The sequence below is a fragment of the Methylobacterium aerolatum genome (assembly GCF_022179085.1).
In the GTDB taxonomy this organism is placed as follows: Bacteria; Pseudomonadota; Alphaproteobacteria; order Rhizobiales; family Beijerinckiaceae; genus Methylobacterium; species Methylobacterium aerolatum.
The window spans coordinates 84,904-107,303 of record NZ_BPQE01000001.1; the positions used below are offsets into that span (position 1 = coordinate 84,904).

Sequence of the window (22,400 nt, forward strand, 5' to 3'; positions counted from 1 at the left end):
CCTCTCGCACGTCATCGCGAACGCAGTGAAGCAATCCAGGGCGGCGGGCCGTTTCCGAACGCGGCGCATCCCTGGATTGCTTCACTGCGCTCGCAATGACGGGGGGTGCTCGACGGCCGAGCCGACCTCACGTCCCCGCCTTGGGCTGCTGGCGCGGTACCGCCGCGTCGCCGTCGCGCAGGGAGGCCGGCGGGGCGACGACCACCTGCTCGCCGCCCGCGAGGCCCGCCCGCAGGTCGAGGGTGGTGTCGAGCTGGCGCTCAATCGCCACCGGGCGCATCCGCACCACGAACCCCTGCCCCACCCCGGACGGCTCCAGCACCGCCACGCGGGTGCCGGTCTGGTCGAAGATCAGCGCCTCGTTGGGCACGCTCACCACCGGCGCGGGGCGCGGGATCGACAGGGTCACGGTGATGTAGAAGCCCGGCTGCAACTCGCGGGTCGGGTTCGGGATGTCGACCTGCGTCACCAGGGTCCGGGAGGCGTAGAGCAGGGCCGCCGAGGAGCGCGAGACCGTGCCGGGAAAGACCTTGCCGGGGATCTGCGCCACCGTGATCCGCGCGGGCAGCCCGTCGCGGACCCCGTCGGCGGCGTAAAGGGGCACGTTCACCGCCATGCGCAGCACGTCGTCCCGCACCAGGGTGGCGAGCGGCGTTCCGGAATTCGTGTCCGCCGTCACGGCGTCGCCCTGATCGACGCTGCGGGCGGTGACCACGCCGTCGAAGGGCGCGCGGATCTCCTCGAAGCCGGTGAGCACCTTGAGGCGCCCGACCTGGGCCTCCTGCGCGGCGACGTTGGCCTCGGCGACCTTCACCATCGCCTTGGCGGCGGCGAGGTTGGCGGCCTGGGTCAGAACGCCGGCCTGGGCCGTGTCGGCGTTCTGCGCGGTGGTGGCGCCCGTGGTGACGAGCGTCGAGGTGCGCTTGTTGTTGACGTCGGCGAGGTGGCGGTTCGCCTCGGCCTGATCGACCATCGCCTTGGCCTGGGCGAGCGCCGCCTGGAGCTGCACGACCTGCGATTGCGCCTGGGCGAGCTGCTGGTCGAGGTCGGGGGCACTGATGCGGAAGAGGAGGTCCCCCTTCCTCACCCGCGAGCCGATGTCGATCCGCCGCTCCGCGATGTAGCCGGTGGCGCGGGGAAAGAGGTTGGCCGTGTCGAAGGCCTGGGTCGTCCCGGTCTGCGTCAGGTCCAGCGTGTCGGCGAGGCGGCGGGCGGTCGCCACGCGCACGGAGACGGGGCCGCTCCCGGCCGGACCCGCCTGCGCGCGCGGGGGCACCGCCGCCCGCGACGGCTCGGACCATGTGCGGTAGCCGAGGAAGCCCACACCGGCGAGGGCGAGCAGCATCAGCCACGACACGCCGCGCAAGCCCGCCCGTCCGGATTCGCCCTCGTCCGCCATCCGTCTGCCGTCCGCGACTGAAAGGAGACGCCGCCGGGCGAGCCCCGTCGGCGCCGCAGCACTCTCCGTGACATGTGTTTCCGGGCCGTGTCCGTCCGGACCGCGGGGACCCTTTAGCCGGAACCGGCGGACAGGGCGCCGATGCGGAGAACGCACGAACCGCGTCCGGCGGCCCATCCGGCGGCGCGACGAATGTGCTCCCCGCTCGAACCGCCACGCCCCCTCGCCCGTTAGCGGCCGCCCATCGACCTCTCGCCTCGACCTTGGCCTTGGCGACGCCACCGGAGGATCCTCCCGATGACCGACTTCTCCCGACGCGGACTGATCGCCGCCGCGGCCGGCGGCGCGCTCGCGGCCTCTCCCGCCGTCGCGCAAAGCCCCTCCCCCGCCCAGGGCGCGGCGCCCGTGCCGGAGCGGGGCCCCAAGGGCGCGGACATCCTCGGGCCGAAGAACCCGCAGCGGGAGGCGCAGGATCCCTACACCGTCGCCCCGCCCGCCACCGACCACGGCACCATGCCGAACCTGAAATGGTCCTTCGCCGACAGCCACATGCGGCTGGAGGACGGCGGCTGGGCCCGGCAGACCACGATCCGCGAATTGCCGGTCTCGAAGGCGATGGCCGGAGTGAACATGCGCCTCAAGGCCAACGCGGTGCGAGAGATGCACTGGCACAAGGAGGCGGAGTGGGCCTACATGATCAAGGGCCGCGCCCGGATCACCGCCATCGACCAGGACGGCCGGACCTTCGCCGACGACGTGGGCGAGGGCGACCTCTGGTACTTCCCCTCGGGCATCCCCCATTCGATCCAGGGGCTCGACGGGCCGGCGGACGGCTGCGAGTTCCTGCTCGTCTTCGACGACGGCGGCTTCTCGGAGGATTCGACCTTCCTCCTCACCGACTGGCTGGCGCATACGCCCCGCGACGTGCTCGCCAAGAATTTCGGTCTGCCGGAGAGCGCCTTCGCCGCCGTTCCGCAGAAGGAACTCTACATCTTCCCGGGGCCCGCGCCCGGCCCGCTCGCCGCCGACAGGACCGGCGGCGCGGGGCCGATCCCGAAGAGCTTCAGCCACCGCATGCTCGCCCAGGAGCCGGTCCGCACCAAGGGCGGCACGGTGCGGATCACCGATTCCTCAATCTTCCCGGCCTCGGCCACCATCGCCGCCGCCCTCGTGGAGGTCGAGCCCGGCGGGATGCGGGAGCTGCACTGGCACCCGAACGGCGACGAGTGGCAGTACTACCTCTCCGGCAAGGGCCGGATGACGGTGTTCGGTTCGGAATCGAAGGCCCGCACCTTCGACTATCAGGCCGGCGACGTCGGCTACGTGCCCTTCGCCATGGGCCATTACATCGAGAACACCGGCACCGAGACCCTGACCTTCCTGGAGATGTTCAAGAGCCCGCGCTACGCCGACATCTCCCTCACCCAGTGGCTGGCGCTGACCCCCCACGCCCTCGTCCAGGCGCATACCAAGATGGCGATGGCGCAGGTCGACGGCCTGCCGACGGGGAAGCACCCGGTCGTGCCCGGTTGACGCGCCCCGGAACCCGCGACAGGGCCGAAGCGTCGGCCTACACTCGCCGCACGGTCTTCCGGGAGACATCCATGCGCCCCTTCCACGCCCCAGGCGCCCTCGCGTTCGTCCTCACTCTCACCCTCGCGGCGGCCTCCCCCGCCGCCGCGCAGGTCCAGCTCGGCAATCCGAACGCCGCCAACTCGTCCTTCGCCCTACAGAGCCAGTTCCGCAGCCAGCAGTTGCAGAGCACCTCCGAGTTCAACACCCTCAACATGCAGGCGCAGCGCAACGTGCAGTTCGCGCCCTCGACCCAGGGCTTCCCCGGCGCCTACGGGATCGTCGGGCGGTCGCGCCATCGGGCGGTGGGCCGGGTCACGCGGGGGACCGGCCATCGCGGCTTCGACATGGGGATCTGCACCGGCTGCTGAGGGTCCCGCCCCGGCGGGATCGGTACGGCCCGGCACGGCGTGCCGCTGAATCAACCGGGGGACCGGCACGGGACAAGTCGAGAATAGGCCTTTTCTCGCCCCGGCCGAGGGTCCAAAACCGGGGACGATGATGGTCCAGGCATGAAAATCCTCCTGATCGGTTCCGGCGGACGCGAGCACGCCCTCGCGTGGCGCCTGTCGCAGAGCCCCCTCTGCACCCAGCTCTTCACCGCCCCCGGCAACCCCGGCACCGCGCGCCACGGGACCAACCGGCCCGACCTGAGCGTCGCGGACCATGCCGCCGTGGCTGCCTTCTGCCGGGCCGAGCGGATCGGCCTCGTCGTGGTGGGCCCGGAGGCGCCCCTCGTGGCCGGCCTCGTGGACGACCTCAAAGCCGCCGGCATCCGCGCCTTCGGCCCGACCCGCGACGCCGCCCGGCTCGAAGGCTCGAAGGGGTTCACGAAGGACCTGTGCGCCGAGTACGGCATTCCCACCGCCGCCTTCGCCCGCTTCACCGGCCTCGCGGAGGCCCGCGCCTACGTGAAGGCGCAGGGCGCGCCCATCGTCGTGAAGGCGGACGGCCTCGCCGCCGGCAAGGGCGTCACCGTGGCGGAGAGCGTGGAACAGGCCGAGGACGCCCTGGAGGCCCTCTTCGCCGATCCGGGCGCGGAGGTGGTGATCGAGGAGTGCCTGTTCGGCGAGGAGGCGAGCTTCTTCGCCCTGTGCGATGGCACCCGCGCCATCCCCATCGGCACCGCCCAGGACCACAAGCGCGTCTACGACGGCGACCGGGGGCCGAACACCGGCGGCATGGGGGCCTACGCGCCTGCCGCCGTCGTCACCCCGGAGATCGAGGCGCGGGTGATGGCCGAGATCATCGCGCCGACCCTCGCCGGCATGCGCGACCGGGGCTGCCCCTTCACCGGCATCCTCTATGCCGGGCTGATGCTGACCGCCGACGGGCCGAAGCTCATCGAGTACAACACCCGCTTTGGCGATCCCGAGGCGCAGGTGCTGATGCCGCGCCTGTCGTCCGACCTCGTGCCGGCCCTGCTCTCCGCCTGCGACGGCGACCTCACCGGCGTCACCCTCGAATCCGATCCCGCCCGCGCCGCCCTCACCGTCGTGATGGCGGCGGCCGGCTATCCCGGCGCCGTGGTCCGGGGCTCGGTGATCCGCGGGATCGAGGCCGCCGAGGGCACCGGCGTCCACGTCTTCCAGGCGGGCACCCGCGCGGAGGGTGACAGGCTGCTGGCCGATGGCGGGCGCGTGCTGGCCGTCACCGCCCTGGGCGACAGCGTGACCGAGGCCCAGGGCCGCGCCTACGCGGCCGTCGCCCGGATCGACTGGCCGGAGGGCTTCTGCCGCCGGGACATCGGCTATCGGGCCGTCGCCCGCGAGGCGGAGGGGGATGCCTCGGACGCCGCCCCGGCGCACGCATAGCTCCCCCGTGAGCCTCGCCGGGGAAGGAACTGGTCGCGGCCCCGTGCCGCGCTAGAACCTTCGTCTCCCGGACCGCCCTCCGCGACGCCCCGCGCCGCGCTTCCTCGCGGGCGGCCTCCCTTCCCGCCGCGATCCCCGCCCCCGTCGGCGGGTGCCCGGCGTTCAGGACAAGGCAGGACGCGTGCCCCTCACCGACCAGCGCGACGGCGCCCTCGCCGCGGCGGCGAGCGCCGACCCGTCTCCCGGCGCCACCTCCCCTCCTCCCGCCGCCGGAGCCGTTCCGCCCCCCGCGCGGACCCGCCTCGCGGCCCACGAGATCCGGGCGATCGTCGCGGGCCTGATGGCGGCGATGCTGCTCGCCGCCCTCGACCAGACCATCGTCGCCACCGCGATGCCGACGATCGGCCTCGATCTCGGGGACGCCGCCCACCTCCCCTGGATCGTCACCGCCTACCTCCTGGCCTCCACCGCCGTGACGCCGCTCTACGGCAAGCTCAGCGACATCCACGGGCGGCGGGTGATGCTGCTCATCGCCATCGCGGTCTTCAGCCTCGGCTCGCTGGCCTGCGCCCTGGCGCCGACGATGATCGCCCTGGCCTTCGCCCGGGCCATCCAGGGGATCGGCGGCGGCGGGCTCATCGCCCTCTCGCAGACGATCCTCGCCGACATCATGACGCCCCGGGAGCGGGCGGGGTATCAGGTCTACATCGCGGGCGTGTTCGCCACCGCCTCGGTGGCGGGGCCTCTCCTGGGCGGCGTGCTGTCCCAGCACCTGCACTGGTCGCTGATCTTCTGGATCAACCTGCCGATCGGATTCCTGGCCTTCTGGCTCACCAACGACAAGCTGAAGCTCCTCCCCCGCCACGGGCGGCGCCACCGGCTCGACTACGCGGGTGCGCTCCTCCTCGTCGTCAGCTCCACCACCCTGCTCCTCGCCCTGAGCCGGGGCGGGGTGCAGGACCCGTGGCTCTCCGCGCCGGTCCTCGGCCTCCTCGGGGCGGCGCTCGTCTTCGGCGGAGCCTTCGTCGCCCGGCTCCTCACGGCCCGGGAGCCCTTGATCCCCACCGCCGTCCTGGCGAACCGGATCGTAGCCTGCGCCACGCTCGCCGCCTGCTTCGCCATGGGCACCTTCATCGGGCTCACGATCTACGTGCCGATCTTCCTCGAGGGGGTGGTCGGGCTGTCGGCGAGCCAGTCCGGCCTCGCCCTGGTGCCGCTGATGATCGGCACCGTCACGGGGGCGACCCTGTCGGGCCGCTCGATGCTGTATTTCCGGCACTACAAGCGCGTGCCGCTCGCGATGATGGTCGGCAGCCTCGTCGCCTGCCTGACGCTCGCGGTCTACGGCCGGGACCTGCCCTTCTGGCTGATGGAGGTGGCGCTGGCCTTCCTGTCGATCGGCTTAGGGACGATCCTGCCGCTCTCGACGATCACCATCCAGAATGCCGTCGCCCCGGACCAGCTCGGCATCGCCACGGCGGCGATGAACTTCTTCCGCTCCCTGGGCGGCGCGCTGATCGTCGCCCTGTTCGGCACCCTCGTCCTCGGGGCGGCGGCGGGCCAGACCGGGGCGGACATCGCGGGCCTCCTGCGCGGCGCCGACCCGGCGCTGCTGGCCGGAGCCTTCCGCGCGGTCTTCGTGGCGGCCTGCCTGTGCCTCCTCATGGCCCTCGCCTTCCTGGCGCTCCTGGAAGAACGCCCCCTGGGCGAGCGCCCGAAGTAAGGGGTTCCCCAAGGGCGAGCCCTTGGGCGGGTGCAGGGCAGCGCCCTGCGAAGACCCAGGGGCTTTGCCCCTGGAGCCCACCAAAGGACCCGGTCCTTTGGGATCCTAGGGCTCGCTGCGGTGCAGGCGGGCGGCGAAGAAGCCGTCGAGGCCGTGGCTCGGGAGCGTGCGCAGGTCGCCGTTGGCGTCGATCAGCTCCGTTCGGCCGCCGACCTCTTCCGGCCGCACGGGCACCCGCGTGAAGCGGGAATCGCGGGCCAGGAAGGCGCGGATCTGGTCCTCGCCCTCCTCCGGCTCCAGGGAGCAGGTGCAGTAGACCATCCGCCCTCCCGGCCGCACGAGGTCGGCGGCCCGGTCGAGGAGCGCCGTCTGGAGATCCGCGAGGCGGCCGATGTCGGCCTCGGCCTTCGTCCAGGCCACGTCGGGGTGGCGGCGGATCGTGCCGGTGGCCGAGCAGGGGGCGTCGAGGAGCACGGCGTCGAAGGGCTCCGCCGCGTAGGTCGTGGCGTCGGCCACCGCGACCTCGGCGGAGAGGCCGAGGCGGGCGAGGTTCTCCCGCAGCCGCCCCAGGCGCGGGGCGGACCGGTCGAGGGCCGTCACGGTGGCGCCCCGGCTCGCGAGCTGCATGGTCTTGCCCCCCGGCGCGGCGCAGAGGTCGAGGACCCGCTCCCCCTCCCCCACGGCCAGCAGCCGGGCGGGGATCGCGGCGGCGGCGTCCTGCACCCACCACGCGCCCTCGGAGAAGCCCGGCAGCTCGGGGATCGGCGCCCCGTCCGCAGGCAGGCGCAGGGAGCCCGTGGGCAGCGCCTCGGCGCCGAGGCGTTCCTCCCACACCTCCCGGGCCCCCTCGTCCCGCAGGGTCAGGTCGATGGCGGCGCCGGCGAGGTGGGCCCGCGCGATGGCCTCGGCCGTCTCCGCGCCGCGGGCGGCGGTCCAGCGGCGGGCGAGCCAGTCCGGCGTGTTGCCGGACAGCGGGTCGGCCCCCGCGAGAATCGCCTCGCGCTCCCGCGCCACCCGGCGCAGCACCGCGTTGACCATGCCCGCGAGACCGGCGGTCCGCCCGTCGGCCTTGGCGAGGCGCACGGCCAGATCGACGGCGGCGTGGTCCGGCACCGACAGGTCGAGGATCTGGGCGCAGGCGGTCGTGAGGATGGCGACGAGGCGCGGCTTGCCCGAGGGCAGCCCCCGGTCGAGCCGCGCGGCGAGCGCCCCACGGATCTGGCCGAGGCGGCGGAAGGTCGCGACCGCGATGGCCCGCGCCAGGGCGGCGTCCCCCGGCTCCAGCCGCTCGGCCCTGAGCGCCGTGGCCAAGGCCTCGTCCAGGGCGGGGGGACGCTCCTGGCCGATCAGCTCCGCCACCGCCCGCACCGCGACCCGGCGGGCACCGAGCCCCGCCGCGTCCCGATCCTGATCGCCCTGCGCTTGATCGTCGCCCGCCGCGTTGCGGACCCTGCCTCGAGATGCCACGTTTGGTGCCTGATCTTTGCCGCCAGGCAACGCCCTCCCATCCGAGACCGCCCGATGCAAGACCGAGACACGCCCCACGCCGAGGATGCGACGCCCGGCGGCGACGACTCCGCCCCGCGCCGCCCCCTCAGCCCCGCCGCCGAGCGCGCCCTCGCCGAGGCGGCGGAACGCCGCGCCGCCATCGATGCCCGCGCCGCCGCGATCCGGGCCAAGCCCGAGCGCCAGGGCCGGGGCGGCCTGGAGCCGGTGCGCTACGAGGATTGGGAAGTGAAGGGCCTGGCGGTCGACTTTTAGCAGGGCATCCGCCCGGAACGGCCGCCGCCTGCACCCGTTGCCCTGCCATTCGATCGGGAGAACGACGATGGCGACGAAGGTTTCGGCCAAGCAGGCGGTCGAGGGGCCGCACGGGGAGATCGGCCTCGCCGCAGGCGAACGCGTGGCGATGCGGCTGTGGCGCAACGAGGAGCCGAACGCCGACAAGCCGGCCACCCGCTCCGAGCACGAGACGGTGGGCTACGTGGTGAGCGGCCGGGCGGAACTAATCCTCGGCGGCGAGACGGTGAGCCTCGCGCCGGGCGATTCCTACCTCGTGCCGGCGGGTACGGAGCACACCTACCGCATCCTCGAGACCTTCACCGCCGTCGAGGCGACTTCGCCCCCGGCGAAGTAGGACACGACCCGGACGTCGGCGGACTGCAACAGACCGTCTTCGCACCGTCGCGGGCGTGGACGAACGGTCGATCGGCTGTCGAGGAGTGGGCGCGGCCCCTCCCCGGCAGCCCGTCAGTGCATCATCGTGACCGAGGTGCCGACATCCACCCGCTGGTACAGATCGACCACGTCCTGATTGTACATGCGGATGCAACCATAGGACGCCCAGGTGCCAATCGAGCTGGGGCGGTTGGTGCCGTGGATCGCGTACTGACCCCCGGCCAGCGTCATGGCGGCGGCGCCCATCGGGTTGTGGGGCGAACCGCCCGCGATGAGGTTGGGCAGGCGCGGGTTGTCGCGCTTCACGTCCGACGGCGGGGACCAAGCCGGCGCGACGTACTTGCCGTCGATCCGCACCGTGCCGAACCATTGCTTGCCGGGCTTGCCCACCGCGACGGGATAGCGGATCGCCGTGCCGTCGCCGTTGACCAAGTAAAGTTTGCGCTGGGACACGCTGATCACGATCGACCCGGCCGAGGCCGCATCGAAGGGGACGACCTCCCGGGCCGAGGCCGACCCCGCCGCGAGCAGCGCGGCCACAGCGAACACAACCGACCCCCGACGAGACATCCCGGCAACTCCGCAAGCGTGAGCGTATGGGCCATCAATTCACGGCTGCGCTTGCGCGTTCCAGAAAAAGCTATGGTTTATGGAGTCCTAGCCCCCGGAACTCTTGGGTTGGGTAAAGAAGTGAAGTGAATCGAGCGGACGATTGCTGAGAACTACTGAGAGCGAAGCCTCACCGCTCATACAGCTCGGCGCCGCTCGGATCCTCCGCCTGCCAGCCATGGCGCTCCAGTTCGGGATCCGGATGCTCCTCCTGCGGCAGGCCGAGGCAGAGATAGGCGACGAGCCGCCAGCCCGGCGGCACCGCCAGGATCGCCGTGACGGCGCAGGGATCGAGGATCGACACCCAGCCGAGGCCGAGACCCCGGGCCCGGGCGGCGAGCCACAGGACCTGCACCGCGCCGACCACGGAATAGTCGAGGGTCTCCGGCATGGTGTGGCGGCCGAGGCCGAGGCCGGCGGCGGTCCCGCCGTCGCAGAAGACCGCGAGGTGGACGGGCGCCTCCCGCAGGCCCGCGAGCTTGAGGGCGCGGTAGCGCGCCGCGCGCTCGCCCGCGTAGCCCTCGGCCGCGGCGGCGTTGCAGGCGGAAAAGCTCGCCGTCACCGCCTCGCGGCGGGCGGGATCGGAGACGCGGACGAAGCGCCAGGGGCGGCTGTTGCCCACGGAGGGCGCCCGGTGGGCGGCGGCGAGGCAGGCCCGGAGCATGTCCTCGTCGATCGGATCGGGGCGGAACCGGCGCACGTCCCGGCGCCACGCGAGGAGCGTGTCGAGCCGGTGCACGAAGGCGGCGTCGAATTCGGGCGGGGCCATGGTGCGACAGGCCATATCCGGTCCCGGGGTCATCCTGCAAAAGCAAAAAAAGACCGCCCGGGTGGGGCGGCCTTTGAAGTCGCTTGGGTCTCGAAACCTCGGAGTGCCGGTTCGACCGGGATGGACGGCGGCCGGAGCTGGGGGGCACGGTGTCGGCCGACGGCCGGGCTGAGCCGGCGAGGTTCGATCTTTGTTGTACGCGCGCAACATGGCTCGAAAAAGGAGCAAATTCGGCAAAACGGTGAAGTTTGTCGCTTGATCGTGTCGCGTGTAACACGCGGACCCGCACTCGCCCAGACCCCTCACCGCCCCCTCGCCGCCCCCTCGCCGCCCCTTGGGCAGCCCCCTTTGGCGGCGCCCCGGCCGCCCCCTTGCGGGCCGCGGCGGCGGGGACCATCATCCCGGCTAAGGGTTTACCAACGGCCTCGGCCGGGGCTGACCCTTGCTGCGAGTACCAGGAGCGATGATGAGCGAAGGGACCAGCGCTGGGTCGCGGCCGGACGAGGCGGGCCACGTCATTCCCTTTCCGTCCCCTGGCGCGCCGCCCCAGGTGGCCTTCCAGCGGGACGAGTTGCGGGTGATCTTCAACCTGTACGGGCGCCGTGTCGCCGAGGGCGAGTGGCGCGACTACGCCCTCGATTTCCGGCGGGACAAGGCGGTGTTCTCGATCTACCGCCGCACCTCCGAGATGCCGCTCTACCGGATCGAGAAGGATCCGAAGCTCGCCCGCCGCCAGGGGGCCTATTCGGTCATCGCGGCGAGCGGCCAGATCCTGAAGCGTGGATCGGACCTCGCCCGGGTCATCGCCGTGCTGGACGGCCCCCGGGCGGTGTGAGTCCCGGACGTTTGGGAGCACGACCGCACGGGCCGCACATACCTGCGTCATCGCTTCGCCGTCGCTCGCCATGACGATGGGGGTTCAGGGGATCGCCGGGGTCGTTCCCGCCCCGCGTTCAGGCGAGCCCCATCGCCCGCACCGTCGCCAGCGCCTGCGCCCGCACCGCCTCCGGCAGGGGCTGGAGGGGGCGCGGCAGCACGGGGCGGCCGAGGCCGAGCGGCTCGGCGAGGCCATGGACGATCCGCAGGCTTGAATGGGCCTTGAACAGGTCCCACAGGGGCGTCATCGCCGCGTCGAGGTCACGGGCGCGGTCCGTCTCGCCGGCCTGCACGGCGCGGACGATCTCTTGGCAGGGGCGGGGAAACAGGCCGGCGGCCACGGAGTACCACGCCACCCCGCCGGCGATCATCGCCTCCGTCGCGTGCCAGTCGCCGCTGAAGCCGAGGGGAAACCCTCCGGGCACGGTCCCGCGCAACTCCGCCACGGTCCGGGCCACGGCCTCGGGTGACGGGCCGGGGCACTTGACGGCGGCCACCCCCGGCAACCGGGCGAGGCGGCCGATCAGCGCCGGGGTGAAGCGGAAATGGGTGGTCGCCGGATTGTCGTAGATCACGAGGGGCAGGCCGCCCTCCCCCGCCACGGCGGCGAAGTGGTCGAAGACCTCCTTCTCGGTCAGCGGCGTGTACGAGACCGGCGCCAGCAGCCCCGCCGAGGCCCCCGCCTCCCGCGCGTCGCGGGCCAACCGCACGGCCTCGTCGGTGCGCAGCGCCCCGATGCCGACGAGGAGCGGCACCCGGCCCGCCACCGCCTCGGCGGCGACCGCAACGGCGCGGCACCGCGTCTCGCGGGTGAGGTAGGCATAGGTGCCGGTGCTACCCAGCACCCCGATCGAGTCGACCCCGGCCTCGACCAGGGGCGCGAGCAGGCGGCGCAGCCCCTCTTCGTCGAGCCGCCCGGCGGCGTCGCAGGGCGTGATCGGGAAGGCGGAAAGGCCGGTGAACGCGCTCATGGATCGGCTCTGGTCGAGGATCCCAAAGGACTCGTCCTTTGGGATCCCGCAACAAAAAAGCCCCGGCGGTGTCCCGCCGGGGCTTTCTTTCGTCCAGTCCGTCTCGTTTAGCGGCGGTCGCCGACCAGCGAGAGGAGGAACTGGAACATGTTGATGAAGTCGAGGTAGAGCGTCAGCGCGCCGTTCACCGACATCTTGGCCGCCATCTCACCGTCGAAGCCGCCGTAGAGATACATCTCCTTGAGCTTCTGGGTGTCGTAGGCGGTGAGCCCCGCGAAGATCAGCACGCCGAGCACCGAGATCGCGAACTGCATCGCCGACGAGGCGAGGAAGATGTTCACCAGCGAGGCGATGACGATGCCGATCAGGCCCATCATCAGGAACGAGCCCATGCCCGAGAGGCTCCGGCGCGTGGTGTAGCCCCACAGGCTGAGGCCCGCGAAGGCCGCCGCCGTGATGAAGAACACCTGGACCACGCTCGCCCCCGTGAAGACGAGGAGGAGGGTGGACATGGAGGCGCCCATCACCGCCGCGAAGGCGAAGAACATCGTCCGCGCCGAGGAGGCCGACATGCGGTCCATGCGGAACGAGAAGACGAAGATGAAGGCCAGCGGCGCGAGCATCAGCAGCCACTTGAGGGGGCTTGTGTAGAGCGTGGCGCCGAAGGGCGTCAGCACCGGCCGCGTGCCCTGGTAGGCCGCGACCGACGCCATGTTGAGGCCGAGCGCTACGAGGCCGGAGATCCCGAGCCCCACGATCATGTTGTTGTAGACGCCGAGCATGAAGGTGCGCAGGCCCTGGTCGACCTCGACCTGGGTCCCGGCATAGCCGGCCGGCTGCTGCTGCTGGCCGTAGCGGAAGGGGCTGTTCTCGAAGGCCATGGGAGTGTCCTTGCGGAGGCTCTCTACAGCGTGGTGTTTCGGGCGAGGCCCACGCAGGACCTCTGGCGCCGGGTGGCGCCTCGGCCAGGAATATGTTGCGGGACGAGGCCCGGCACAAGGCCCGGCCGAGGTTCGGCGCGCGGTTTTCGACGCTCCGAGCATGTAAATTTGTTCATGTATTCCGGGATTAAACCCGAACCTTGCCCGGACGACCCGACTTTCACTGGTCGAAGGACTCACGGAATCCTTACAACTCCCGAAGGTATGGCGCCGGCTTCTGGCCGAGGATCCGCGCCGTGCCCGCGAGCCCAAGCAGCACCGCCAGCGCCACCGCCGCGCCCGCCGCGAGCAGCGCCCCCGAGAGATCGAGCCGGAACTCGAGGTGCATCACCTTGGCGACGATCACCCACCCCGCGAGGCTCCCGGCGAGGAGTCCGAAGACGGCGGTGGCGAGGCCCAGCGCCGCGTATTCGAGGGCGTAGGCCGTGAGCAGCCGGGAGCGGCTCGCGCCCAGCACCTTCAGCACCACGGCGTCGTAGAGCCGCGCCCGGTGGCCCGCCGCCACCGCCCCGCCGAGGACGAGGAGGCTCGCCAGGATCGCCACGCCGCTCGCGCCCCTGATCGCCAGGACGAGGCGCGAGACGAGGTCGCCCACCGCGTCGAGGGCGTCCTTCACCCGCACGGAGGTGACCGAGGGGAAATCCTTGGCGACGCCGCGCAGGATGCGGTTCTCGGTGGCGGCATCGGGTCCGCCCGGCAGGCTCAGGGTCGCGAGGTCCGAGTGGGGGGCGCCCTTGAAGGTGCCGGGCGAGAAGACCATCACGAAGTTGATGCCGAGGTTGCGCCACTCGACCTTGCGCAGGTTGAAGATCGTCGCGGTCACGTCGCGGCCCAGCACGTTGACGGTGACGGTGTCGCCGACCTTGAGGCCGAGCAGCTTGGCGAGGTCGGCCTCGAAGGAGACGAGGTGGCCGGCCCCCTCCCCCGCATCCCACCAGCGGCCGTCCACCACGCGGGTCCCCTCCGGCGCCGCCTCGGCGTAGGTTACGCCCCGGTCGCCGTCGAGGACCCAGGCGGCGTCCTCCGGCGGGCGGATCTGGCGCACGGGCACGCCGTTGAGCGCCACGATGCGCCCGCGCATCATCGGCACGTCCTCGATCTTGGCCGCAGGGGCCTGCGCCCGCAGGGATTCCCGGAACCGGTCGGCGTCCCGGGAGGGGATGTCGAGGAAGAACAGGTTCGGGGCCTTGGCCGGCAGGGTCGCGCTGATGGTGCGGCGGACGTTGGCGTCGATCAGGCTCAGGGTCACGAGGAGCGTCACGCCGAGGCCCAGGGAGAGGACGATGGTCGGCGTGAGCGCACCCGGCCGGTGGAGGTTGGCGAGCGCCATCCGCGGCGCCGCCCGCGCCGGATGCGGCAGGCGCCTGGCCGCCGCCATGAGCCCGAGCGCCACGCCGTGCAGCAGGGCGAAGGCGATCCCCGCCGCCGCGATGAAGATCATCGCCACCCGCCGGTCGAAGGCGGTCGCCACCGAGAGGCCGACGAGGAGCGCCAGCGCGAGGGCCAGCGCGATCCGGTATCGCCGCCGGGGCGCCACCCGCGCGGGATCCACCGTATCGCGGAACAACCCGGAGACCGGCACGTCGTGGGCGCGCCCGAGGGGCGTGATCGCGAAGGCGAAGGCCGTGATCAGGCCGTAGGCGGCGGCGAGCGCCAGCTCCCCCGGCGCGAGGGAGGGGTTGAGCGGCAGGGGCAGGCTTTCGGAGAACAGCGCCTCCACGAGAAAGGGCAGGCTCGCCCCGACGGCGAGGCCGACCAGCGTGCCGAGTCCGGCGATCAGCATCACCTGCGTCAGGTAGAGGGCGACGACGGTGGAGCCCGGCGCGCCAATGCTCTTCAGGGTCGCGATGGAACCGCGCTTGCGCTCCACGAAGGCGTGGACGGCGTTCGCCACCCCGACGCCGCCGACGATCAGCGCCGTGAGCCCGACGAGCGTCAGGAACTGCGTGAACCGCTCGATGCTCTGGGCGAAACGCGGGTCGGCGTTGGACCGGCTGCGGATCGACCATCCGGCCTCCGGCGAGGCTTGCGCGATCCGCGCCTCCACCGGCTCCAGGGCGGTGCCGGGGGGGAGCTGCACCCGGTAGCTCCAGCGGCTGAGGCTCCCGGGCTGGACGAGGCCGGTGCCGCGCAGGGCCTCCTGCGAGACGATCAGGCGCGGCCCGAAGCCGATGCCGCCCGCGATCTTGTCGGGTTCGGAGAGGATCGTGCCGCGCAGGGTGACCGGATGCCCGGCGAGCGTGATCCGGTCGCCGGGCTTGAGGTCGAGGCGGGTGAGGAGGGCGGGGTCCGCCAGCGCGCCGGGCACGCCGTCCGTCCCGGCGAGGAGGTCCGCGAGGGGGGCCTGCGGTTCGGTCACGAGGTCGCCCGCCGCCGGGTAGGTCGCGGGATCGACGGCCTTCAGTTCCACCAGCGCCGCGTCGCCGACGGGCGCCACCGCCATGGCCCGGAGCGACGCGACGACGTCGAGGCGCCCCTCCCGGGCGAGCACGGCCCGCTCCTCCGGCGTCGCCTCACGGTTGACGAGGCTGTAGCTGAGGTCGCCGCCGATGATCCGCCGCCCCTCCCGCCCGAGCCCGTCGGACAGGGAGCGCGACACCGAGGCGATCCCGGCGATGGCCGCGACGCCGAGCGCGATGCAGGCGAGGAACACGCCGAAGCCGGAGAGCCCGCCGCGCAGCTCGCGCAGCGCGAGGCGCAGGACCAGCGGGTTGCGGCGGGGAGCCGGATCGGGCCGGGTCAGGGTGCCGTGCATAGGGTGCCGTGCATGATGTCTACCGTGTCCCTCATCGTGCACATCCCCCTCGCCCGTGGAAGGGAGGGCGGATCAGCTCTCACGCCGCGACCGCCTCCTCGACCACGCCCGAGCGCAGCCGCACCGTCCGGTCGCACAGCCGGGCGAGGCCGTTGTCGTGGGTCACGAGGACGAGCGTCGCGCCCCGGTCGCGCTTGAGGCGGAACAGGAGGTCCACGATCTGGCGGCCGGTCGTCTCGTCGAGGTTGCCGGTGGGCTCGTCCGCCACCAGGATCGCCGGATCGGGGGCGACGGCGCGGGCGATGGCGACGCGCTGCTGCTCGCCGCCCGAGAGCTGGGCGGGATAGTGGTGCAGCCGGTGCCCGAGGCCGACCGCCTCCAGCTCGGCCCGCGCGCGCGCGTGGGCGCCGGGCCGGTCGGCGAGTTCGAGCGGCAGGGCGACGTTCTCCAGCGCCGTCATGGTCGGGACGAGGTGGAAGGACTGGAACACGATGCCGATCCGCCGCCCCCGGAAGCGGGCGAGCGCGTCCTCGTCGAGGCCGACGAGATCGGTCTCCTCAACCACGACACGCCCGGCATCGGGCCGCTCCAGCCCGGCCATCACCATCAGGAGCGTCGACTTGCCGGAGCCCGAGGGGCCGACGAGGCCCACCGCCTCGCCGCGCGCCACCGCCAGCGAGATCCCGCGCAGGACGTGGACCCGCGCGGCGCCGCGCCCGAGGCTGAGATCGATGCCCTCCAGGCGGATCGCCGTCGCCGGGGACGCCTTGCCGTCGCTCATGGTCTGTCCGATCTGTGGGCGATGAAGAACACGAGACGCACGGCTTCGCGCCGGTTGAACCTTCGCCGCGATATGGGTGATGCAATGCGGCTGCGCCATGACAGGCGCCGCCGTTTCCCGTATCCCGCCGTGATTGCCGCACTCATGAGCCTGATCTTCTCCGCCGCCGCGGCGACCGCCGCGCCGCGCCCCGTCAGGCTCGTGGCCTTCGGCGACAGCCTCACCGCCGGCTTCCGCCTGCCAGCCGACGCCGCCTTCCCCGCCGTGCTGGAGCGGATGCTGAAGGCCAAGGGCCGGGACGTGACCATCGCCAATGCCGGCGTCTCCGGCGACACCACCACCGGTGGCCTCGACCGGCTGGACTGGTCGGTGCCGGAGGGCACGGACGGAGTGATCATCGAACTCGGCGCCAACGACATGCTGCGCGGCACCGACCCGGCGGTGGCCCGGCGGAACCTTACCGCCATGCTCGACCGGATGAAGGCCCGGCACATCCCCGTCCTGCTCGCCGGGATGCAGGCGGCGCCCAATCTCGGGCCGGACTACCGGGCGAAGTTCGACGCGATCTATCCCGATCTCGCGAAACAGTACGGCGTGATCCTCTACCCGTTCTTCCTCGACGGGATCATCGGCGATGCCGGGCAGCACCTCGACGACGGGCTGCACCCGAACGTGAAGGGCGTCGAGACGATGGCGAGCCGCATGCTCCCCACGGTCGAGCGCTTCCTCGACACCCTCCCCGCCCGGTAGAATCCGGGATCCCAAAGGACTCGGTCCTTTGGCGGGTGCAGGGCGGAGCCCTGCGCGACCCCAGGGGCCTTGCCCCTGGACCCCACCAAAGGACTTGTCCTTTGGAAACGCTGAGTCGACCGTGAGACGATGCCGCGCCTGTTCACCGCCCTCGCCGTGCCGCCGGAGATCGCCGCCGGGCTCGCGCCCTTCCAGGGCGGGCTGCCCGGCGCCCGATGGATCGAGCGGGAGGATTTCCACCTGACCCTGCGCTTCCTGGGCGACGTCGAGCGCACGGTCGCCGAGGATTTCCTCGACCTGCTCGGCGAGATCCGTCCGCGGGGGCCGCTCGGCGTCACGCTGGAGGGCTTGAGCGTCTTCGGCGGGGGCAAGCCGCGGGCGATCCTGGCCGCGGCCGACCCCTCCCCCGATCTCCTCGACCTCCAGGCCGAACAGGAGCGCCTCGCCCGGCGGGCGGGGCTCGCGCCGGAGTCCCGCCGCTTCACGCCCCACGTCACCCTCGCCCGGCTCCGCCGGGAGGCGAGCCCCGAGGCGGTGGCGATGTACCTGTCTCAAGCGCCCGTCTTCACGCCGCTGACCTTCACCACCGACCGGGTGACGGTGTACTCGGCCCGCGAATCGACCGGCGGCGGCCCCTACGTCGCGGAGGCCGAGATCCCCTTCGCCTGACGGGACCTCAGCCGGCCTTCAGGAAGGTCTCCATGGTGGCGCCGAGGCCGCCCGAATGCGCGGCGAGGCGCTCGGAGATCTCCCGGACGGTCTCGGCCAGGGCGCCCGTCGCCCCGGCGGCGGAGGACACCCCGGCGATGTTGACCGTCATCTCCTGCGTCGAGGCCGCCTGCTCCTCGACCGCCCCGGCGATGGCCAGGGTGAGCTGGGACAACTCGGCCACGGCCGAGGTGATCGTGCCGATGGCCGAGACCGCCTCGCCCGTGGCGTTCTGGATGGCGTGGATCTGCTGGGTGATGTCGTCGGTCGCCCGCGCGGTCTGGCCCGCGAGCTCCTTGACCTCGGCCGCGACCACCGCGAACCCCCGTCCCGCCTCCCCGGCCCGCGCCGCCTCGATGGTGGCGTTGAGGGCGAGGAGGTTGGTCTGGTCGGCGATCGACTTGATCATCGCCACGACGGAATCGACTTGGCCGGTCTTCTGCGCCAGCGCCCGGACGGTCATGTCCGTGGTGCCGGCTTGGTCGGCGATCTCGGTCGCGCGCTCGGAGACCCGGCCGACCTGGCCGGAGATCTCCTTGATGGTGCTCGCCATCTCCTCCGATCCGGCGGCAACCGAGGACGCGCGCCCGCTCGCCTCGTCGGCGGACCGGTTCAGGCCCTCGGCGGAGCGGCGCATCTCCTCGATGGCGTTGCCCAGCGCCTCGGCGATCTTCGACACCTCCGCCGCCATGGCGACCTGCGCCGTCACGACCTTCCAGGTCAGCATCGGGCCGATGTAGTTGCCCGTCGGATCCTTGATCGCCGAAACCTGGAGATCGAGGGTCTCGGGCCCGACCCTGATCTTCGTCCGGTGGGGCAGGCGGCTCTCGTCGGCCAGCATCGAGCGCTGGTGATGCGGGTTCTTGTGGAAGATGTCGAAGGACTGGCCGAGCATGTCCGCGACCTTGATCGGCAGGTGATGCTCGATCGTCCCCAAAGTCGTGGTCGAGGTCCTGTTGAGGTAGTTGATCCGGAACTCGTTCTTCGGATCGGCCGTCATCACCGCGACGGGCATGTCGTCGATCATGGTGAGGAGGCGGCTGACCTCGTTCTTCTTGGTGGTGATGTCGGCGGCGAACTTGACCACCTTCACCGGTTGGCCGCCGGGCCCCACGACCGGGTTGTAGGTCGCCTCCAGCCAGACGTGGCGCTTGTGCTTGTCCAGACGCATGAACTCGCCGGAGACGAACCGCCCCTCCCGCAGCGTCGTCCAGAACTCCTCGTAGGCGGCATCGCGCGCGGTCTGCTCCTCGACGAAGATGCGATGGTGGCGGCCCCGGATCTCGGCGAGATCGTAGCCGATCACCCTCAGGAAATTCTCGTTCGCCGTCAGGATCGTCCCGTCCATGTCGAACTCGATGATGGCGAGCGACCGGTGAAGCGCCTCGATCATCGACTGCGCTTCGCTGTATTTCGGCCGCCCAAACATCGTCCTGACCCCCTCGGCATTTACAGCCTGTTGGTCGCACAAACGTTTTAGCGAACCATGACTCCATAGGGTGAGGCCGGCGCGATCGGTGACGTGAATTCAATCAATCTCCGCCCGCAGGGCCGAGCGCCGTCCCGGCCCGGCGCGGATCCTCCGTCGGCCCGCCCGAATCGTGCGGCATCGCACAATCCACAGGCCGGGTACGGCCGGATTGATGCAGCGCACGCAGATCCGGTCTGATGCCGCCGCGCTAACGGTTTGGCGAGGCTCGGCGCATATTGCTGCGACGCAATACGCCGGATCGTTCTATCCGGCCGCTCCGGAACCGACCCATGACCATGCTCGCCCAGGCCCTCGTGCGTGAGATCTCCACCACGGCCCCGCGCCTCGTGACCCGCCTCGGCCGGGCGCTCAGCCGCTGCGGCGCCGCCCAGTACGCCGAGCAGCGCGCGCAGATCGAGCGCACCGGCTTCGGCGGGATGCTCTGAGGCCGGCGACCGGTCGCCGGCCGCGGCGGGACGACCCCGCCGCGACGTAGTTTCGTCGCTTTCCCCCCCCATCAGATCGTCTCCGGCCGCGCGGTGAACGGCGAAGGCCGACGGCCGGAACGGCGGGAAGACGACATCCATGGCGGCAGAGCTGACGACAACCGCGCGGGGCGGCAACCCGTACAGCCCGCTCGAATCCTACCTCCACGTCGTCCACGCGCTGATGCTGCGCGACATGCGCACCCGCTTCGGCGGCACGCTGTGGGGCTACGCCGTCGTGGTCCTGTGGCCCTGCATTCACATCTTCGCGCTCATCGGCATCTACACGTTCCAGCACATCCCCGCCCCGGTGGGAACGAGTTCGGCCCTGTTCTTCGCCACGGGCGCCGTGCCGGTGCTGATCTTCCAGTACATCTCGCGGGAGGTGATGAAGGCGGTCCTGGTGAACCGCCCCCTCACCTATTACCCCCAGGTCAAGCTGTTCGACCTGATCCTGGCCCGGGTGCTCGTGGAGATCGTGACGGGATTCATCGGCCTCCTGCTCATCGTCTCCGTGCTGGTCGCCCTCGGCATCGATCCGCGGCCCACGGACAGCTTCGTGGCGGTGACGGGCTATCTGGCGGCGATCCTGCTGGGCATCGGGGTCGGCGTGGTCAACGTGGCCATCGTGGGCTTCTTTCCCGGCTGGCTCATCGGCTACGCCCTGTTCAACATCGTGATGTACGTGGCCAGCGGCATCATCTTCATGCCGAGCTTCCTGCCGGAGAAGATCTACGTCTGGATGAAGTACAATCCGGCGCTGCAGCTCACCGAGTGGGTGCGGTCGGCCTACTACCCCTCGGTGGGGCTCCGGGTGGACTACCTCTACGTCGTCATGTTCGCCCTCACGAGCCTGTCGGTCGGCTTGCTGCTGGTGAAGCACGTCGTCAGCAAGCGGACCTGACGAGGCCGGGCGGAACGGAACGCCCCGGCTGCCGTTGGCGGCGGGGGCGAGGAGGGTCGGCCATCCCCGCGGCTCGCCCGTCCTGAGACCCGCCCTCCGGCCCGTCTGCCGACCCGTCCGGGAACCATCGAGTGCGCGAGACCGTCCCGCTCCACACCCTGCTGATCGCGGCCCTGCGCGACGGCTCGGGCCATGTCGGCCGGATGCTGACGCTCGCGCGGATGGAGACGGATGCGAATCTCCGCGCCTGGATCCGCCTCGCCGCGATTCTCGGGGCGATCCCCGTCCTGGCGATCGTCACCTTCTTCCTGGGCCTCGATGCCCTGGTGAAGATGATCGCCGCGCTGACGGGCGCCCCCCTGGTCTCGGCCTTCGTCGTGGCCCTGCCCTTCATCGCGGTGGCGGTGACGCTCGCGGTCCTGGGCCTCCGGCGCCTCGCGCTCTCGAACCTGGAGCCGTGGCGCAGCTGGGCCCGGACCGGCCGCCCCGGCGGTTCGCCGCCCGCGCCGTAGGGATCGGCAGGGCTTGCGCGTCAGGCGGCCGGATCGTCCCGGCCGCCGCGGGGCACGACATGCAGGAAGCTGCGGTCGCCGGTGGCGGCTTCCGCCACGTGCTCGATGGCATCGAGCAGGTCGCCCACCGGCCGGGGGGCACAGGGCCGGAAGCGGGCGATTCCGGCGACCCGGCGCGGTGCCATACGGCCGGCGGCCAGTTGCGCCTCGCTCAGCGCATCGAATGTCCTGCGTCGCGGCATGGCCCCGGCTCCTTCCCCGGCAGGGTGGGCAGACAGGGTTGACGAAAGGTTAACGCAACTTGCCCGTTCCCCGCGCGTCGTCCCGCCGGGGCTGTGGGCACGGCCTGCCGGGGGCTTGGAAAGAGCCTGCCGGGGGCTTGGAAAGAGCCTGCCGGAAGCGGGAACCGGACGGGGGACGATGGGCAAGACGGTGGTGATCGGGGCGTCCGGCGGGATCGGCCGCGCCCTCGTGGCGCGGCTCTGCGAGGGGCGGGCGGACGACCCGGCGGCCGGGCCCGTCGTCGCGCTGTCGCGCGGCCCATGCCCCCTCCCCGCCCCCGCGACGGGCGGGCGGATCGACCTGACGGACGAGGCCACGATCCGCGAGGCCGCCGCCCGGGTGGCCGGGGACGGGATCCCCGTCGCCCGGGTCATCGTGGCGAGCGGCGTGCTGCACGGGCCGGGAATCACCCCGGAGAAGGCTTTGAAGGCCCTGGATCCCGATGCCCTCGCCTTCCTGTTCGCGGTGAATGCGACCGGCCCGGCCCTCGTCGCCAAGCACTTCGTGCCGCTCCTCCCCCGGACGGGACGATGCGTCTTCGCCGCCCTCTCCGCCCGGGTGGGCTCGATCGGCGACAACCGGCTCGGCGGCTGGTACGGCTACCGGGCCTCGAAGGCCGCGTTGAACCAGATCCTCCGCACCCTGGCGATCGAGGTGGCGCGGACGCGGCCGGAGGCCGTCGTGGCGGGGCTCCACCCCGGGACGGTGACCACGGACCTCTCCGGCCCCTTCCATCCCGATCCGGACCAGCCGGGCGTCTTCACCCCCGCCGAGGCGGCGGCGAACCTCCTCGCGGTGCTCGACGGCCTGACGCCGGCCGAGACGGGCCAAGTCATCGCCTGGGACGGCCGCCCCGTCCCACCCTGACGCGCGATCCCTCCGTTCACCCCGCAGAACGAG

Annotated in this window: 23 protein-coding genes; 13 read left to right on the forward strand and 10 right to left on the reverse strand. The window is 72.0% G+C overall.

Going from position 1 to position 22,400, the window contains the following annotated elements; genetic code table 11:
• Positions 1 to 127: 127 nt before the first annotated feature.
• Positions 128 to 1,399 carry an efflux RND transporter periplasmic adaptor subunit gene (locus MFF06_RS00325; protein WP_238200979.1) on the reverse strand — a complete coding sequence of 424 codons (1,272 nt, stop codon included), beginning with the start codon at positions 1,397 to 1,399 and terminating at the stop codon, positions 128 to 130.
• Positions 1,400 to 1,696: 297 nt separating this feature from the next.
• Between MFF06_RS00325 and MFF06_RS00330 the strand changes: the two genes are divergently transcribed.
• The 4 genes from MFF06_RS00330 (at position 1,697) to MFF06_RS00345 (ending at position 6,508) form a co-directional block, all read left to right on the forward strand.
• Complete coding sequence (locus tag MFF06_RS00330) at positions 1,697 to 2,932, forward strand: oxalate decarboxylase family bicupin (RefSeq protein ID WP_238200980.1); 1,236 nt, start codon at positions 1,697 to 1,699, stop codon at positions 2,930 to 2,932.
• 71 nt (positions 2,933 to 3,003) lie between these two features.
• Entirely contained in the window at positions 3,004 to 3,342 is a 339-nt protein-coding gene (locus MFF06_RS00335) for a hypothetical protein (RefSeq protein WP_238200981.1), read from the forward strand.
• Positions 3,343 to 3,483: 141 nt separating this feature from the next.
• Complete coding sequence (purD, locus tag MFF06_RS00340; RefSeq protein ID WP_238200982.1) at positions 3,484 to 4,785, forward strand: phosphoribosylamine--glycine ligase; 1,302 nt, start codon at positions 3,484 to 3,486, stop codon at positions 4,783 to 4,785.
• Between the two features lie 340 nt (positions 4,786 to 5,125).
• Positions 5,126 to 6,508, forward strand: coding sequence for an MDR family MFS transporter (locus MFF06_RS00345; RefSeq protein WP_465263229.1), 1,383 nt, complete (start codon positions 5,126 to 5,128; stop codon positions 6,506 to 6,508).
• A gap of 105 nt (positions 6,509 to 6,613) precedes the next feature.
• Here the strand turns inward: MFF06_RS00345 and MFF06_RS00350 are convergent, their stop codons facing one another.
• A complete protein-coding gene (locus MFF06_RS00350; RefSeq protein WP_283207225.1) occupies positions 6,614 to 7,975 on the reverse strand; it encodes an RsmB/NOP family class I SAM-dependent RNA methyltransferase in 1,362 nt (453 codons plus the stop codon).
• 54 nt (positions 7,976 to 8,029) lie between these two features.
• Here MFF06_RS00350 and MFF06_RS00355 point away from each other — a divergent pair, with 54 nt between their 5' ends.
• Entirely contained in the window at positions 8,030 to 8,269 is a 240-nt protein-coding gene (locus tag MFF06_RS00355; protein WP_238200983.1) for a DUF1674 domain-containing protein, read from the forward strand.
• Between the two features lie 67 nt (positions 8,270 to 8,336).
• Positions 8,337 to 8,645: a cupin domain-containing protein gene (locus MFF06_RS00360; protein ID WP_238200984.1), complete on the forward strand. Its 309-nt coding sequence runs from the start codon at positions 8,337 to 8,339 to the stop codon at positions 8,643 to 8,645.
• A gap of 113 nt (positions 8,646 to 8,758) precedes the next feature.
• Here the strand turns inward: MFF06_RS00360 and MFF06_RS00365 are convergent, their stop codons facing one another.
• Both MFF06_RS00365 and bluB read right to left on the reverse strand, forming a co-directional pair.
• On the reverse strand, positions 8,759 to 9,256 hold the full coding sequence (locus MFF06_RS00365; RefSeq protein WP_238200985.1) for a L,D-transpeptidase: 498 nt from the start codon (positions 9,254 to 9,256) through the stop codon (positions 8,759 to 8,761).
• 169 nt (positions 9,257 to 9,425) lie between these two features.
• Entirely contained in the window at positions 9,426 to 10,064 is a 639-nt protein-coding gene (gene bluB, locus MFF06_RS00370) for a 5,6-dimethylbenzimidazole synthase (protein ID WP_238200986.1), read from the reverse strand.
• Between the two features lie 466 nt (positions 10,065 to 10,530).
• On the opposite strand from bluB, the gene MFF06_RS00375 reads away from it, so the two are divergent.
• A complete protein-coding gene (locus MFF06_RS00375) occupies positions 10,531 to 10,899 on the forward strand; it encodes a DUF2794 domain-containing protein (RefSeq protein WP_238200987.1) in 369 nt (122 codons plus the stop codon).
• Positions 10,900 to 11,017: 118 nt separating this feature from the next.
• On the opposite strand, the gene MFF06_RS00380 is transcribed toward MFF06_RS00375, so the two are convergent.
• The 4 genes from MFF06_RS00380 to MFF06_RS00395 form a co-directional block, all read right to left on the reverse strand.
• Positions 11,018 to 11,911, reverse strand: coding sequence for a dihydrodipicolinate synthase family protein (locus tag MFF06_RS00380; RefSeq protein ID WP_238200988.1), 894 nt, complete (start codon positions 11,909 to 11,911; stop codon positions 11,018 to 11,020).
• 107 nt (positions 11,912 to 12,018) lie between these two features.
• Positions 12,019 to 12,792 carry a Bax inhibitor-1/YccA family protein gene (locus tag MFF06_RS00385; RefSeq protein WP_238200989.1) on the reverse strand — a complete coding sequence of 258 codons (774 nt, stop codon included), beginning with the start codon at positions 12,790 to 12,792 and terminating at the stop codon, positions 12,019 to 12,021.
• 247 nt (positions 12,793 to 13,039) lie between these two features.
• The gene (locus MFF06_RS00390; RefSeq protein ID WP_238200990.1) at positions 13,040 to 15,607 is read right to left on the reverse strand and encodes an ABC transporter permease; all 2,568 of its coding nucleotides are present in this window, start codon (positions 15,605 to 15,607) and stop codon (positions 13,040 to 13,042) included.
• A 79-nt stretch (positions 15,608 to 15,686) separates the two neighbouring features.
• A complete protein-coding gene (locus MFF06_RS00395; protein ID WP_238200991.1) occupies positions 15,687 to 16,388 on the reverse strand; it encodes an ABC transporter ATP-binding protein in 702 nt (233 codons plus the stop codon).
• A 144-nt stretch (positions 16,389 to 16,532) separates the two neighbouring features.
• Here MFF06_RS00395 and MFF06_RS00400 point away from each other — a divergent pair, with 144 nt between their 5' ends.
• Together MFF06_RS00400 and thpR are read left to right on the forward strand one after the other, a co-directional pair.
• Positions 16,533 to 17,138: an arylesterase gene (locus MFF06_RS00400; RefSeq protein WP_238200992.1), complete on the forward strand. Its 606-nt coding sequence runs from the start codon at positions 16,533 to 16,535 to the stop codon at positions 17,136 to 17,138.
• Between the two features lie 129 nt (positions 17,139 to 17,267).
• On the forward strand, positions 17,268 to 17,807 hold the full coding sequence (thpR, locus tag MFF06_RS00405) for an RNA 2',3'-cyclic phosphodiesterase (protein WP_238200993.1): 540 nt from the start codon (positions 17,268 to 17,270) through the stop codon (positions 17,805 to 17,807).
• Between the two features lie 7 nt (positions 17,808 to 17,814).
• Here the strand turns inward: thpR and MFF06_RS00410 are convergent, their stop codons facing one another.
• Positions 17,815 to 19,275: a methyl-accepting chemotaxis protein gene (locus MFF06_RS00410; RefSeq protein WP_238200994.1), complete on the reverse strand. Its 1,461-nt coding sequence runs from the start codon at positions 19,273 to 19,275 to the stop codon at positions 17,815 to 17,817.
• A gap of 332 nt (positions 19,276 to 19,607) precedes the next feature.
• Here MFF06_RS00410 and MFF06_RS00415 point away from each other — a divergent pair, with 332 nt between their 5' ends.
• From MFF06_RS00415 to MFF06_RS00425, 3 genes are all read left to right on the forward strand, one after another.
• The gene (locus MFF06_RS00415) at positions 19,608 to 19,763 is read left to right on the forward strand and encodes a hypothetical protein (protein ID WP_238200995.1); all 156 of its coding nucleotides are present in this window, start codon (positions 19,608 to 19,610) and stop codon (positions 19,761 to 19,763) included.
• Between the two features lie 139 nt (positions 19,764 to 19,902).
• Positions 19,903 to 20,706 carry an ABC transporter permease gene (locus MFF06_RS00420; RefSeq protein WP_238200996.1) on the forward strand — a complete coding sequence of 268 codons (804 nt, stop codon included), beginning with the start codon at positions 19,903 to 19,905 and terminating at the stop codon, positions 20,704 to 20,706.
• Between the two features lie 131 nt (positions 20,707 to 20,837).
• Positions 20,838 to 21,218 carry a phage holin family protein gene (locus MFF06_RS00425; RefSeq protein WP_238200997.1) on the forward strand — a complete coding sequence of 127 codons (381 nt, stop codon included), beginning with the start codon at positions 20,838 to 20,840 and terminating at the stop codon, positions 21,216 to 21,218.
• A gap of 20 nt (positions 21,219 to 21,238) precedes the next feature.
• Here the strand turns inward: MFF06_RS00425 and MFF06_RS00430 are convergent, their stop codons facing one another.
• Positions 21,239 to 21,460, reverse strand: coding sequence for a hypothetical protein (locus tag MFF06_RS00430; protein ID WP_238200998.1), 222 nt, complete (start codon positions 21,458 to 21,460; stop codon positions 21,239 to 21,241).
• 178 nt (positions 21,461 to 21,638) lie between these two features.
• On the opposite strand from MFF06_RS00430, the gene MFF06_RS00435 reads away from it, so the two are divergent.
• On the forward strand, positions 21,639 to 22,367 hold the full coding sequence (locus MFF06_RS00435; RefSeq protein ID WP_238200999.1) for an SDR family NAD(P)-dependent oxidoreductase: 729 nt from the start codon (positions 21,639 to 21,641) through the stop codon (positions 22,365 to 22,367).
• Positions 22,368 to 22,400 lie beyond the last annotated feature (33 nt).